This is a genomic window from Lactiplantibacillus herbarum, assembly GCF_001039045.1.
Classification (GTDB): Bacteria; Bacillota; Bacilli; order Lactobacillales; family Lactobacillaceae; genus Lactiplantibacillus; species Lactiplantibacillus herbarum.
Genome location: NZ_LFEE01000001.1, coordinates 214,427 through 229,388, shown reverse-complemented (window position 1 = coordinate 229,388; position 14,962 = coordinate 214,427). Strand labels below are relative to the sequence as shown.

Below are 14,962 nucleotides of genomic sequence, written 5' to 3'. Positions count from 1 at the left end.
CTTTTGTCGCACGTTTCGACTGTAAATATGCGAAGATGAAAAAACGAGTTTGGGCTTTGTCCCAAACTCGTTTTTGACTCCTGTATTATTCGACATTCAGAACCCCGTTATGCTGATAACGAATAGATAAGGGCGACTTTAAAATTGCTAACCCAGTTAAGAACCGCTAGACTAAAAGTGACTCTTACATAAAGTAAGCATTCTTAGCTTGAAAGGAAGTTTAACTGTGACTAATTTTAACGAACCACTTCAATTCAAATCTGGTGTCACCCTTCGCAACCGCTTGATGATGTCACCAATGACCACCAAACAGAGCTTTTACAATGGTAGTATCACTCGCGACGAGATCGGCTACTACACTCAACGCGCAGCTGGTCTAGGTGCTGTGATCACTGGTGCCGCCAACGTAGAAGATCTTGGCAAAGGCTGGGACGGCGAATTAAGTATCGCTCATGACACGATGTTACCCGGACTGAGTGCACTGGCTAAAGGGATTCAAAGTCAGGGTGCCAAGGCAATTGTCCAGATTGTTCATGCAGGACGAATGACTCAGCGCTCCGTTTTAGGTGGTCACCAAATTGTTTCAGCAAGTGCTGTCGCAGCTCTACGTGATGATGCAGAAATGCCCCGAGAGATGACTACTGAGGAAGTCCAACAAACGATTCAGGCCTTTGGTGATGCGACTCGCCGGGCAATCCAGGCTGGTTTTGATGGGATTGAGCTTCACGGTGCCAATACTTACCTGATCCAACAATTTTTCTCACCACACAGCAACCGCCGAACTGATCAATACGGCGGTGAGACGCCCCAAGAGCGTTATCGCTTCATTGATGAATTACTCACGGCCGTCTTTAAAGCAGTCGATCAGTACGCGGATCGCCCCTTTGTGGTTGGTTATCGTTTCTCACCAGAAGAATTTGAAACCCCAGGAATTCGTTTCAGCGACACCATGTGGCTCTTAACGCAATTACGTGAAAGTCGCTTAGATTACGTTCACGTCTATTAACAGACTACAATCGCGTGGCTCGTGACCCTGACTTCCAAGTTAAATCAATCATGAATTACGTCCACGAAGCCCTTCAAGACAAGCTTCCATTAGTTACTGTCGGTGGTGTTCGAACTCGTACTGATGTTGAAAACATTCTACAGGATTCTGAACTAGTTGCCGTTGGTCAGCAACTGATTTTCGACCCAACTTGGGCCGTTAAGCTGGCTCACAACGCCGATGACACCATGCTGACCGCACCTTTTGAAGAAGCGGTTGAGGTTGCACCTCTTAGTCGGCCACTGTACGAATTTGCAGCTGCTCGCTATCACAGCAAAATCAACATTTAGGCTAAAACAAACGCACCACAACTTTTAATCCGAAAGTTGTGGTGCGTTTTTACTTTGCTAGTTAAAATGTTTCACGTGAAACATCTTGTCACTTGTCGCCCTCTTGCAACAACCAACGGACATTCTGTAACGCCTGCTGGTGATTACCCGCATACTGATTAGCGGCATAATAGTAAGCTAACGTTTCTTGCGCCGTCGTCTGTTGATTCGACTCCAACTGATAATGTTCCATGAAGGTCTGTTCAAAATCAGCTAACGTAATATCTGCAACCAGCTCACGCTGACAAAATTGTTGTAGATCAGCTCGGCTTAACCGGTCGCGAGCAATGGTTTTGAAATCCAATTGCTTCGTTAATCGCCGATCTAGCTCACGTTGCATCGTTACGTCCGCATGCTTACTTAACCATTCATTTACCGCTGCAACATCTGTCCGTTCAGCCAATTGTTCAAACCAATCTAACGAGAGTGCTTGTCCCCAGCGCGTCGCTAATAACCGTTGCCAATCACCACGCTGCTGCGCTAGTTGTTTATAATGCCAGCCCCAGCAACTATTGAAGACATCATCGTAGAAGCGCGTTGTTTGTTGTTGATCCAGTTGTTGTGTCACTTGGTTGAGATCTTCGACAAATTGGTGATCCATCATCGCTAACCGGCGCAATTGGATTTTTCCAGTTTGACGGTACTCGGTGACCATTTGACCAAACTGATACGAATTCACCAGTGGCCGCGCTGTCTTCGGTGCTGATAATTTTTCAAACTGCTGTTTAGCTTGCTGACGATCTGGCCGCGTCACGATAATCCCCGCTAATTTAGTTAAGTAATGACGGTAAATTCGGCTCTGACGCAACTCTTGTTCAGCAGTAACCGCCGTTTCTTGTGCGCGCTGCTGTTGCTGTTCCTTGGTCTTTTCAATCTGCTGCTGAGCCGCTTGTTTAGTCGCTTGAATAGCCGTTTGCTCACTAGCAGCTAGCTGCCGATAAGTCTGTTCAGCTGGTTTTAACTGGGTTAATGGTAATTTCGTTGTTCGTCGTTTTAAATAAGTCGTCACAGTTTGCGTCGTTGTATGCCGTAATTCACGAGCTTGCGGTTGTTGCTCGACCGGCAACTGCGGCAGCCATGGCTGATCAAACATAATCGTCGGCACTACTGGCACAGCCGCTGTTAACGTCTGGTACTGGGCAACCGCGTAGAAGTTATCTTCAGTCGTAATCACCATTAGGTAGCGTGTTTCTGCGTTCATAAATTTCTTAACGCATTCCGACCCTACAACTAGTTCACGATGGTTATGCTTGTTTTGGACGTGATATTCATAACGAACCGGCTTATGACACAACTCGCAATGTTGCCAGTGCTGCCGTTCTTCATTAGGATTCACAACGTACGGCAGACTGGCTAACAATTGCCACTCATGGCTGCAAGTCGTTAACCACTGTGAGTGCTCTTTCAGAATTAAATTACGGACGGTTGGCTTCAAAAATTCACTGTCAGCTTTCACCGTAACGTGTTCCCGTAATAAGGGACTGATCTGTTGTAACGTCGATTTACGTCGCGCCCGTTCACTCAATAGAAAAAAGCGATTTTCGGCGGGTGTAATTAAAGTCGTCATTGCCGGCATGTTGTCGAACTCCTCTCAATAAAAATACCGTTCTAGCATACCATAATTGCAGCTAAAAATGCGAACGTTCGTTCTCAAAAATCACTTTTTCCTACCTCGCCATTACCAGACACACACCCTCAAGTTTTCCAACACTGTCCCTACAGAATCGCACCTAATAAAAAACCAACGCTTGCTGACCGCGCTGGTTACATGTTCTCTATTCAAATAAAAATGGCTAATACAATTAAAATAATGCCATGAGATGACTGATCAAACCACTATCCCAAAAGACGTAGAGCCCAATCAGAACGTAGCAGACTTTCATTAACCGTTCCCCCTGGGCCTCCATCACAGCAGATACAACCGGAATATTAGCAACTAGTTTGATGACGAGAACGACAAGTACCGTTAAAATACCAATAAAAACTAGGGTCATGAGGAAATTCATTCCCGTTTCACCAGCTAAAACTGGTAAGAAAATCGATAAATTACAGCCCGCACATACAGACAAATAAGTAACCAAGACACTCAAAGTCGGTGATTGATGCGTCTTATCCCCGTCGTCATCATCGTCATCTCGAAAAGCCATGTAAATTGGCAGAAAACCTAAGACTCCGAGTATCCACTCTGGTAGAAATGCCGCCAACGCCTTGCCAATAAAGAAGCTAGCTGTCAGTAAAATCAGGTTACCTAATAAGTACCCCACCATGACTTGGCGAACGCGATACTTCTTCAGCAAGAAAATTAACATAAAGAAAAAATCTAAATTAACGCTTAAAAATGTCAGTGCTAGAATCCAATAGTTCATGACCAGCCGCCCGCTCTCTTTTAATGTCATTTATTATATGCTAAAAGTGACATATGTCAAAACCTATTTAGCTAATAACTTCACGGGCATTGCGTAAATTAGATTGAACGAGTATGTTACTGACCCGGTTAAACCGTTGCAACCACCTCATTCTGGACTTCACCATACAAGTAACAAGCCACCGCAGCATTGATTAAATACTCTTGCTGCTGAGCATCCACCAAGGTAATGACCGGAATCGTTTTACTACAGTTAGTCACAGTCAGCACTTGTTGCAGCTGTAAACCCGTATGCTGAAAATACTTCACCGTACTCGAATTTTCCAAGTAGCTGGTCATCTTGATTCGACTACCGATTGGAACCCTATTTAACGATTCAGGTTGGTTGCCAAAACGTTGCTCGAAATCTGGTAAATGCAGCACGCCCCCAAATGGACTGACTCGGGGCTCTCCTAATTGGTGATTTAATTTAGCAATCAATTCCTGATCATTAATTTCTGACATCAACCAAGCTTGGGTCGGTATCCGTACCAACGGCAAATTAATTATTTTGGCTAGCCAAACTTCGCATAACCGATAATGATACATCCGTTCAGCCACTAATTGATACCCCGATTCCGTTAATGCGATCTCATGATAATTATTCCGAACAACTAATCCATCAGCCACAAGATTGTTGATAGCTTCAGTTACAGAGCCTGGTAGCACATCTAAAATAGTCGCAATTTGCTTATTACTCGTCCCCGCTTTTGTGTAGCTTGCTTCATAGATGGCTTTTAAATAATTATTAACACTCTTGCGCATTCTCATTCATCTCCAACTATATTTTTTGTAGGCGTACCTAAAAAAACATTTCCATTTTATATTATTTATTGTACAATAACAAATGCTCAGAGAGTTAAGTTCAGAAAGGTGGAGTTTTAATTGAGCCAAGAAAACAAAGGGAACGGTCGGAAGCATAAGTTAATCGAATATGCGAACGGTCCTTCGCTAGAAGAAATTAACGGAACCATCGAAGTACCTAAGAACCTCAGCTTTTGGAAAGCCTTATTTGCGTATTCAGGTCCTGGTGCCCTAGTTGCTGTTGGGTACATGGATCCTGGTAACTGGTCAACTTCAATTACTGGTGGGCAAAACTTCCAGTACATGCTCATGTCTGTCATCTTGATTTCAAGTTTGATTGCGATGTTGTTACAATACATGGCAGCCAAACTTGGTATCGTGAGTCAGATGGATTTGGCCCAAGCCATTCGAGCTAGAACCAGTAAATCATTAGGGATCGTTCTGTGGTTACTCACCGAATTAGCCATTATGGCGACTGATATCGCCGAAGTTATTGGGGCTGCGATTGCCTTATACCTCTTATTCCATATTCCACTAGTTATCGCAGTTTTCATTACCGTTTTAGATGTTTTAGTTTTGCTATTATTGACCAAAATTGGTTTCCGTAAGATCGAAGCCATTGTCGTTTGTTTAATTGTTGTTATCCTATTAGTCTTTGTTTACCAAGTTGCCTTATCGAATCCTGATTGGGGTGGTGTCATTAAAGGCTTGGTACCTACTGCAGCAACCTTCTCAACTTCGAAATCCGTTGCCGGCATGACACCATTATCAGGCTCACTAGGGATTATTGGGGCGACCGTTATGCCTCATAATCTATACTTGCATTCAGCGATTTCACAAACTCGTAAGATTGATCACAATGATGAAGAAGACGTTGCCAGAACCGTGAAGTTCTCAGCTTGGGATTCAAACATCCAACTGACCTTTGCCTTTGTCGTTAATTCACTGCTCTTAATCATGGGGGTTGCCGTTTTCAAAACCGGTGCCGTCAAAGATCCCTCATTCTTCGGTTTGTTCCAAGCTTTATCAGATACGTCAACTCTAAGTAACGGTGTCTTGATTGGTGTTGCCAAGTCAGGAATCCTATCCGTCTTATTCGCCGTTGCCTTACTCGCTTCTGGGCAAAACTCAACTATTACGGGTACTTTGACTGGTCAAGTTATCATGGAAGGTTTCGTGCACATGCGGATGCCACTATGGTTACGTCGCTTAGTTACTCGTTTAATCTCAGTAATTCCAGTTCTAATCTGCGTGTTGATCACTGGTAGTAAGAGCGCTATCGATGAACACGTTGCGCTGAATAATCTGATGAATAACTCACAAGTCTTTCTAGCCTTCGCGTTACCATTCTCAATGCTGCCATTGTTGATGATGACCGATAGCAAAGTTGAAATGGGCGAACGTTTCAAGAACTCAATGTGGGTCAAATTATTAGGTTGGGTTTCCGTAATCGGTTTAACTATCTTGAACTTGATCGGTTTACCAGACGCCGTTTTAGGCTTCTTCGGTGATAACCCTAGCGCTGCTGATGGCACGATTTCAAAAATTATCGCGTACATCTTAATTGCTGCGATCCTGGCACTTCTCGCTTGGACCACCTATGATTTGTACCGCGGTAACAAGCGGTATGCTGCTAAATTAGCTACACATGCAGATCGTCAATCTATTAGTAACGAGGGTGAATAATAATGGAAGCAGATTTTAATCGAATTTTAGTTGGGGTGGATGATTCTGCCGATGCCAAGTTAGCCTTTAAATACGCGATTCACCGTGCCAAACAGGATGGCGCTGAACTAGTGATTGTTTCCATCCTCGAAGACGACGATATGAACGTTTATCAAGCACTCAGCAAAGATTACGTTCACGGTGAACGTGACGAGCTTGAACAACATATTTTAAAATATCAAAAAGAAGCACAGGACGCCGGCGTTGAGAAGGTCCGCGCCATGATCGCTGAAGGTGAACCTGGGGAAACCATCGTTAAAGACGTGATTCCTCACGTCCAACCAGATATCTTGATCATTGGTTCTGAAGCCAAAAAAGGCATCAAACGTCACTTAGGTAGCCAAGCTGCTTACATGGCTAAGTATTCGCCAATCTCAGTATTGGTGATCCGCTAGACGTGTCTTAGCAATATTCAGAAATCCAAACAAATAAAAATAGAGCCGCTGTCCAACAACTAATTCGTTGTGGATAGCGTCTCTATTTTAGTCTCTAATTCTAACTGAGAAGACTATTCAAACATCTTCTTCGTAGCTTTAAGCAAGGTCTTAGGATCCTTGTCGTAACGTGGTGTCTTAACCAAGTTGTCCATTGGAACCCCAGCAAAGTGGAAGGCTGCGATTTCACCAGAACGAACTGCACTCTGTTCCGTGAAGATCATCTGGTATGGTTGTTCTACGAATTCACCGGTAAAGGCTAAGTTAGTAGAATGCTTTGGCAAGACTTCTGGCCGGTCAGACTTCGCACGGTTGTTGAACAGTGCTGAAGCGTATGGCATGTAGACTGGGATATTGTTAATGATGCTATCCAAGATTTCCTTTTCTTTGTCCTTGATGTTACCAGGACCAGGATCAACCTTCGATAATTGCCCAATCAATTCTTGTGCCATTTCTTTACCCGTCATTTCAATGTAAGGCTTGTGGATGAACTCACCTTGACGACGTGGGTAGAGGAAGTAGCCCCAGAGAACTGTTTCATTAGGGTTTTGAGTCGTGAAATGTGGTTGGTGGTGAACCACGATCGACATGTTAACATCCTTTTGATTCAATGGCGTGATTGGCGTCGTTGATAAGAAGGAATTCAAGGCATTCCCGGGTTCTTGAGTGGTAATCCGCACAATTTCATTCAAGAAGAGGTGATCCTTAGTCGTCAACGTGAAGCTTGACCATTCACTAGCGTTACGATCGTTGAAGAACTTGTCCGGCGTCCCTAAGTTGTAGAAGCGTTCCGTGGCTTTCTTCCAGAGAGCAGCACTGATCCCGTATTCCATATTTTCAGGTGCTGCAGTATTGTAGTCACCCATCGTTGCGGAGTCGGTAATTGAACCGTTCGTAAAGATAACGGCCGTATCTTCGTCAACTTCGACTTCTTCGGTTTCACCAGACTTAGCGTCTTCTACGACTAAGCCGGTAACGGTAATTTCATCTTGCATTGGTGTGTCTTTGAATTTCCAGTCAGTGACGATCTTGTTGTCGATGAAGGTCACATTCTGTGCTTGCAAGTATTTGATCAGTGGTAAGATCATACTTTCAAACTGGTTATAACGGGTCCGATTAACCCCAACTAAATGTTCAATTTGAGTGAATTCATAGATCATTTGGTGCATGTAACGACGTAATTCTTGCGCTGAACTTTGTGTTCTGAAGGCAAAGGTGGTTTCCCACATGTACCAGAAATTAGTTTGGAACATGTGGGGATCGTCTTTGAAGTATTCGGCGATCGTCACGTTATCCAACTTCGTTTCTTCACTATCAGGCATCAGAATTAATTTCGACATCAAAGTCCGGTCTTTATTGTTAAAGCCTAACTTGCTGGCATTTAAAATACCCTTACCACCCTCTAATAGACGGGCAATATCGTAAGTCCGATGTTTTGAATCGAAGTCACGTGTGTCTTCTGCTGCTGTCATCCCCGGTTCCGTTACTGACGGAATCCGGTCCAATAAATCCATTAAGTCAACGTAAGTCCGGTAGTTCAGCATCCGACCACCACGAGCAACGTACCCCGTCGTGTTTTCCATCGGATGATTCTTGTTCCAATATTCATTAGAAAAATCAGTCGTAACCCCACCATCATTGGCACCATGCATATCAACGCCGTAGAAAGTGATGTCCTTACCGTTCCAATGTCCATCTTGAATCAAATAGACTGCCGCGGCCATGTTTGATAACCCGGCACCAATCATAATTGCTTTACTTTTAACCATAAATAACGCCCCCAAAATTAGGTAATATAGGTACTGATAACGTTTACAACCTCATTATACAACTTGGATAATGATTGTCTAGTTTGAATTGAAAGTTTTTCACATCTTGCCACTTTCTTAAGGTTTTCAATTCGTTGTTATTTATTAACTTGTTAGTCATAGTAGCAGGCGTTTGTGACTTTTGTTGGAGTAAAAGGTTAAGTTTTAGGGGTCAAAGAGTGCGTTATCAGGCGCTTAGTTTGCGAGCATTAATGTGAAACCGGCAACTATTCCTGGGCTTGGAATAGTCGTTGGTTTCAGCGTTAAGCGGAACAAACTGCCTGAGAACGCACGTTTCGACACTAATTGAATTAGCGACAAAATAGGCTACTTCAGAAGTTTAATCTCTGAAGTAGCCTATTTTTAGTTATGCTCTGGCGCTCTTAATATTAATAGTCGAAACGTGTGGAATCAGGCAGCGACCTCCGTTTAGCTACGGACAAGCAACGATTGCACAGTACGCAATCATTACTTGTCCTAGGCTATACTCGGTCCCTAACCGCCTGATTCCACACTCTATCTTGACCATTCATTCAACTTACCGAATCGTACCCGTATATTGGAACGCATCCGACGTTGGATCCTGTAGAAACGCCTTTAAATCAGCCATATTTTCAATCGTAGCCTTACCAGACTTAGCTAACATGACGTTAAAAGTCCCCTCGTCCAAGGTTTCACCGTAGTAGGCCACCGGAATATCCAAACCATAAGCCGTACCCGTTTCCCAGATCGTCCCGGTATCAAAGCCATCAACAACGGCCACAATTAGCTTAGCTTGCTTGAGGTGATCGACATTGTCAGCAAATACCGCGTTACGGTCTGCTTCAGTCGCATCCGGCGTCAGATCAATGCCATCTAAACGGGGACTGTAATAAGTTAGTTGCATCTCATCCATCAACTGTTCAATCTTAGCCAAGCGTTCTGGCTGACCTTCCGTAAACCAAGGCCCAGCTAAATAAATTGTAGGTTGTTCACTCATAATCCGAGTACTCATCTTATCAATCCTCTTTCTAACCAATATTTATAATGTTTATCCATTTTAACTGTCAATTAGCCGTAATTCAAGGACTGGAATTGGCAGTAACCACCAAAAAAGGAGCCATTTTACCAGCTCCTTCCATAAAGTTTATTTAGTGCTTAACTGACTCAAACCATTGAAATCGGCCGTAGATAAATCCACGTTTGCCGCTGCAATGTTATCCCGTAAATGTTCCACTGAACTCGTCCCAGGAATTGGTAAGATGTTGTCAGAACGCTTCAATAACCAAGCCAACGCAATTTGAGCGGGACTAACTTGGTACTTCTGCGCCATCGTACTCAAAACGCCACCAGTTTGGGCTAGTTTTCCAGTTGCTAATGGGAACCATGGTAGAAAGGCCATATGCTGACTAGCCGCATAGTCCACCACGTCGTCATCGCGATGATCTGACACATTATACAAGTTTTCAATGGCATCGATCTTCGCCACTTTTTGCGCTTCCTTGATCTCTTCAACAGACACTTGGCTCAAACCAATGTGCTTGATCTTACCTTCGTCCTGCAGCCGTTTCAGTTCACCGACTTGTTCCGCAATTGAGAAATGCGAGTCGATACGGTGGAGAAAGACCAAGTCTTCGTGGTCGATTCCAAGCGTCATCATTGAGACTTCAACCTGTTGCCGCAAGTAATTAGGTTCACCATGTGGCGTCCAAATATTAGGACCTTGCCGCGTCTGACCGACTTTATCTGAAATAAAGATCTGATCACGGTTAGCCGCACCTTTTAGGCCAGCCGCCAAGTAACGATCGGCGAACCATGGCCCGTATGAATCGGCCGTATCAAAGAAGTTAACACCATATTCCAGTGCTTGCTTGATCACTTTAACACCGTTCTCAGGATCAGCCACTGGCCCCCACGTACCCGGACCAGTCAATTGCATGACGCCATAGCCTAATCGATTGACTTTAAACGTATCATCAAACGCGTAAGTGCCCGCGTTAGCAGCATTAATTGTTGTCATTTAATCGCTCCTCATTGTTTAGTTAAATCTAGTGTACTCCCATGAACTATGGTAACGTCACTATTTTGTCTCGTTATCCTTGCGTTGGATTGTGCCAAAAACTACCCGCTGCGTCTGGCATGTCATTTAATTTCTGCATGTCCGCCGCACTGATTTCAAAGTCGAGTTGGGTATTAGCTTGAATATGGTCTGGATTAACTGCCTTAGGTAAAGGTAAAACGCCATTTTGGAGGATAAAGCGGAGAGCTAATTGCGCAACGCTGACCCTATATTTATCCGCAACCATTTGAACCTGCGCATTATTGAGAACGCCCCCCGTTGCAAGTGGTGAGTAAGCTTCCACTAATAAACCGTTAGCTTCTGCAAAACTAGTAATTTTAGGTTCCGTAAATCCTAGGTAATATTGAATCTGATCAATCATTGGTTTGACCGTTGCTTGCTTGAAGATATTTTCAAGATCGCGCACCGCAAAGTTTGAAACACCGATTGCTTTGGCCTGACCGTTCTTATAGATTTCTTCCATCGCTTGCCAAACTTCTAAGTTGGCCTCGTCGTAAGGACGGCCGATTTGACTCCATGGCCATGGCGCGTGTACTAAGTAGAGATCAACGTAATCTAAGCCTAAGTTCTTCAGTGACTCGTTAAGATCCGCCAGCGTGCCGTCGTAAGACTTGGTCTCTGCTGGTAGCTTAGTCGTTACAAAAATCTGGTCACGAGGTATTCCTGAGTCTCGAATTGCCTGACCAACACTAGCTTCGTTACGATAGGCCAGCGCCGTATCGATATGCCGATAGCCTGCTTTAAGTGCTGCCGTAACAGAGTTATACGCTGCATCGCCACTAGGAATCTGCCATGTACCAAAAGCGACCTTAGGAATCTGAACACCGTTTGCTAGCGTGTAAGTATCCGTTAAAATTGTCATATTAATTATCTCCTCAGTTAAATGATTACTTAGTTAGATTTATTAGTTACTTCGTTTTTTAATTCGTTGCTGTTTAGTTGGATCGCCAACCAGGGTTACCGCGGCAATTGCCACAACGACAACCGTTAATACTTGAATAATCGCCATCAACCACGACCTCCTTATTTGAATAATTCATAGTCTAGCCCCTTAGAGTAGCTCTAAGGCAATTATAAAGTCTCGTAAGTCACATAAAAATTATCTGGTTGCTAAGTACTAGCTATAGAGACTGATAAACATCCATTTGCCCTATTAATTCACTTTAACTAAACGGGCACCACTATCTGCTAATTCCTATTTTCAGCTATTAATAATTAGACTTAGATACACAAAAGACGTTTGGAATTTTCTCCAAACGTCTAAATAATTTCTGCCCGTATTTAATTAATCATAAATTGTCCGGTGCCGGAAGATCACACCTCCAGCCAAAGTTAATGCGGCTGACAGCATAATGGCAATCCATAAAACGAGTGACCAACCTAGCTGACTCCCGAGCCAACCGAATAGCACTGGACCAACCGCAGCTAGTAAGTATCCTGCCGATTGAGCCATACCAGAGAGGTCGGCCGTTTCAAAACCATTGGTCGTTTTCTGGGTAAAGAAGACCACTGCCAAGCTGAAGGCAGCTCCTGATCCTAAACCAATCAAGACCGCTGATACGGCAGCCAATGCGAAGTTAGCTCCTGGTAATAAGACACCACCGATACCCGCAATAAAACCAATTCCAACAGACGCAATCATAGTCAGTACACCGGCCCGTTTACCGGACGTCGCTGGTACCAAGTATGACATTGGCAAGCCACTTAATTGCATGATTGTTACGAGATTACCGGCCGCAATCAATGAGAATCCATGGGCGGCAAATACCGTTGGCAACCAAGTTAATAGTGAATAGTAGACTAGCGCTTGCAGGCCGAAGAACGCCGTCACAACCCAAGCCAACGGCCGTCTCCAGACGCTGCCGTGCGACGACTGCGTTTTAGAAACCGATGAATTCGTTACTTCTGCAGGTGCTTTGTGATTATATTTAAGATTAGGTAACCATACAACCAGGTTCAGTAGACCGATTACTGATAAGACAGCCATAGTAAGTGGCAATGACCAGTGAGCGGCTAGCACGCCTGAAAGCCCCGTCCCTAAAGAACCAACTAACAACATTGATAGTGTGTATTGACTAGTCGCTACCGGAATATTAGTTGGAAAGTTATCTTTAATGATAGCCGGAATTAAGACGTTCCCACCATCAGCACCGATCCCGACTAGCAAGGTCCCGATAAATAGCGCGGGAATCGTTGGTATCACTCGTAAGTAACTCCCCAGCGCTAAAATCACGAGCATCACGTAAATAATTAATTCATTACCAAACCGGCGCCCCCACCGGGCAATCAAGGGTGACATCACGGCAAACGTTAATAATGGAATGGTTGTTAATAAGCCCGCCATCGAGCTAGGTAGCCCTAGCGTCCGTTTTAAACTACTAATCAATCCTGGCATCATCGTTATCGGCAAACGCATATTAGTTGCCGCTAACATCATTCCAAGGGTCAAATAACGACTGTGTTGATGTGTTTCAGTCATCATTATTGTTCATCCTCCTTCTAAAATTCTAATTCGATAAATATCGAACTAAAAAAGCAAAAAATTATAGGGTTGCTAAAAATCCAGGTAAATACCGCTCAAAAGTTGTGAACTGTAATGAGAGGTACTTTGTCTGTGCAACTTGTCGCGTATTAGTTAGTCCCACCAACCGTAATGCTTTGAAATGATAAGATACGGTCGACTTACTGATATTCAATTGCGCCCCCACTTCACTGCAAGTCATTTCCCGCTGTGCCTGATAGAGCACGCGGATAATCCGTAATCGATTGGCATCAGCTAACGCTTTAAATATCGCCACGCGTTGTTGATCATCTTGATGTTGTTGACTTATTTCGATATCCATAGAACTACCGTACACTCCTTGGCAGTAACGTGCAACTTTAGGCGCAATAAAAAGAGTAGTCGGCTATTTAATTAACCAACTACTCTCTACTTAAATTAAGCTGTTGTGTGGGACCCATTCTTCCATATTCCGGGAACCAGCCACAATATCAGCCCTAAATTAACCAATAATAGCACTGCCGTCATAATAAAAACTGCGTTGTAGTTGAACCAGCCAGCGACCAAACCACCTAACAACGCCCCCAACATATTCCCAATCGCTTGAAATGATTGATTGTAACTGAAGATCGTTGAAGTCAGATTAACTGGTGTGTTCTTAGTCAATACCGTTTGAATCTCGGGGTATAGCGCTCCATCTGAGATCCCAATAGCAAAGCGTAAAACACCCAATGCGATTACGCTCGTTACCATCCCTTGTGGGAAATACATAATCACCGCAAAGATATAACCAAACAATAGTACCTTACCCGATCCATGCTCATCACCGTAGCGTCCTAATCGAGGCGCACAGAAGATGTTGGAAATCCCGGGTAACGCGGCAATTATTCCGGCGACCACCGTAATTGGTCCGCGGTAATGCATCAACTCACGGACGTACAGACTGATAATTGGTGCAATCGAGGCATTCCCAAATTGCACGATAGCCGTTGAACAGAGCATCACCAGAATCAAGCGAGGATTCTGGAACGCCGCTAACGGATTACGGCTACTTCCTGGTTCACGTGTGTGTTCAACCGGCTTAAAGTGTTCCTGCACGAAGAACAGGCTCAGCAGGAATGCTCCCATTAACAATCCCGCTGTAATAAAGAAAGTGTTCCGAATTGAGAAGAGCTGGGCTAAGAAGCCCCCAATTACGGGTCCAAATAGTTGGCCACTGACCGCACCCGTAATTAAGGTGCTCAATGCCCGCCCACTATATTTACGTGGTGTCTGTGAGGCGACCAAAGCCTGGGCATTTGAGATAAAGCCCGCAAAGACACCTTGTAAAGCTCGTAAAGCCACTAACTGCCACACATTCGTGACAAAGCCCATTAACCCCATTGCTACGGCCATCCCTAATGAGGCCCGTAACAACATGATTTTGCGACCCTTTTTATCCGCAATGATTCCCCATAATGGTGCCGAAATTGCAGAGATCGCATAGTCAGCCGCAAAGGCCAAGCCACTATAGAAAGTGATCTGTGCCTTGGTGAAATCGCCCAGCTGACTAACAAATAATGATAGAAATGGCATAATTTCACTGAATGCCATCCCAGCAACGAACGTACAGAACCATAAGACGATCAAATTACGATGCCATGGTCCCTGCTCGCGTTCTGCGTCATCCACGCTTGTCATCTCCAAATCTAGTAATACTAATTTCTAGTAAGTATATCTCGATAACCAGCTTATCATATTTTGGCAGGGCCGATGCTAATTATTTCCCGGGAAATTTTTTGTGTGATTTTGAATTAAATACAGACTCAGCTACATCGTCTGCCAACCAATTAAAACCAATCTAAAAACAAAAAA

The 14,962-nt window shown here is 44.1% G+C and carries 12 protein-coding genes and 1 pseudogene; 3 read left to right on the top strand and 10 right to left on the bottom strand.

Annotated elements, in window-relative coordinates; genetic code table 11:
- Positions 1 to 226: 226 nt before the first annotated feature.
- Positions 227 to 1,335, top strand: a pseudogene (locus tag ACG95_RS01050) (NADH-dependent flavin oxidoreductase).
- Between the two features lie 88 nt (positions 1,336 to 1,423).
- Here the strand turns inward: ACG95_RS01050 and ACG95_RS01045 are convergent.
- From ACG95_RS01045 to ACG95_RS01035, 3 genes are all read right to left on the bottom strand, one after another.
- Positions 1,424 to 2,950 (bottom strand): hypothetical protein, encoded by a 1,527-nt coding sequence (locus ACG95_RS01045; protein ID WP_047998711.1) that lies wholly within the window; start codon positions 2,948 to 2,950, stop codon positions 1,424 to 1,426.
- Between the two features lie 226 nt (positions 2,951 to 3,176).
- The gene (locus tag ACG95_RS01040; RefSeq protein WP_047998710.1) at positions 3,177 to 3,740 is read right to left on the bottom strand and encodes a cadmium resistance transporter; all 564 of its coding nucleotides are present in this window, start codon (positions 3,738 to 3,740) and stop codon (positions 3,177 to 3,179) included.
- Between the two features lie 128 nt (positions 3,741 to 3,868).
- A complete protein-coding gene (locus ACG95_RS01035) occupies positions 3,869 to 4,543 on the bottom strand; it encodes a metal-dependent transcriptional regulator (protein ID WP_047998709.1) in 675 nt (224 codons plus the stop codon).
- A 120-nt stretch (positions 4,544 to 4,663) separates the two neighbouring features.
- Here ACG95_RS01035 and ACG95_RS01030 point away from each other — a divergent pair, with 120 nt between their 5' ends.
- Both ACG95_RS01030 and ACG95_RS01025 read left to right on the top strand, forming a co-directional pair.
- The gene (locus ACG95_RS01030; protein ID WP_047998708.1) at positions 4,664 to 6,268 is read left to right on the top strand and encodes an Nramp family divalent metal transporter; all 1,605 of its coding nucleotides are present in this window, start codon (positions 4,664 to 4,666) and stop codon (positions 6,266 to 6,268) included.
- Between the two features lie 2 nt (positions 6,269 to 6,270).
- Positions 6,271 to 6,702 carry a universal stress protein gene (locus ACG95_RS01025; RefSeq protein ID WP_047998707.1) on the top strand — a complete coding sequence of 144 codons (432 nt, stop codon included), beginning with the start codon at positions 6,271 to 6,273 and terminating at the stop codon, positions 6,700 to 6,702.
- Positions 6,703 to 6,815: 113 nt separating this feature from the next.
- Here the strand turns inward: ACG95_RS01025 and ACG95_RS01020 are convergent, their stop codons facing one another.
- The 7 genes from ACG95_RS01020 to ACG95_RS00990 all read right to left on the bottom strand — a co-directional run bounded on the left by ACG95_RS01020 (position 6,816) and on the right by ACG95_RS00990 (position 14,779).
- Positions 6,816 to 8,510 carry an oleate hydratase gene (locus tag ACG95_RS01020; RefSeq protein WP_047998706.1) on the bottom strand — a complete coding sequence of 565 codons (1,695 nt, stop codon included), beginning with the start codon at positions 8,508 to 8,510 and terminating at the stop codon, positions 6,816 to 6,818.
- A gap of 577 nt (positions 8,511 to 9,087) precedes the next feature.
- Positions 9,088 to 9,543 carry a nucleoside 2-deoxyribosyltransferase gene (locus ACG95_RS01015; RefSeq protein WP_047998705.1) on the bottom strand — a complete coding sequence of 152 codons (456 nt, stop codon included), beginning with the start codon at positions 9,541 to 9,543 and terminating at the stop codon, positions 9,088 to 9,090.
- A gap of 132 nt (positions 9,544 to 9,675) precedes the next feature.
- A complete protein-coding gene (locus ACG95_RS01010) occupies positions 9,676 to 10,548 on the bottom strand; it encodes an aldo/keto reductase (protein WP_047998704.1) in 873 nt (290 codons plus the stop codon).
- 73 nt (positions 10,549 to 10,621) lie between these two features.
- Entirely contained in the window at positions 10,622 to 11,470 is an 849-nt protein-coding gene (locus ACG95_RS01005) for an aldo/keto reductase (protein ID WP_047998703.1), read from the bottom strand.
- Between the two features lie 423 nt (positions 11,471 to 11,893).
- Positions 11,894 to 13,087, bottom strand: coding sequence for a CynX/NimT family MFS transporter (locus tag ACG95_RS01000; protein ID WP_047998763.1), 1,194 nt, complete (start codon positions 13,085 to 13,087; stop codon positions 11,894 to 11,896).
- A gap of 64 nt (positions 13,088 to 13,151) precedes the next feature.
- A complete protein-coding gene (locus ACG95_RS00995; protein WP_047998702.1) occupies positions 13,152 to 13,451 on the bottom strand; it encodes an ArsR/SmtB family transcription factor in 300 nt (99 codons plus the stop codon).
- Between the two features lie 95 nt (positions 13,452 to 13,546).
- Positions 13,547 to 14,779 (bottom strand): MFS transporter, encoded by a 1,233-nt coding sequence (locus ACG95_RS00990; RefSeq protein ID WP_047998701.1) that lies wholly within the window; start codon positions 14,777 to 14,779, stop codon positions 13,547 to 13,549.
- Positions 14,780 to 14,962: the final 183 nt, after the last annotated feature.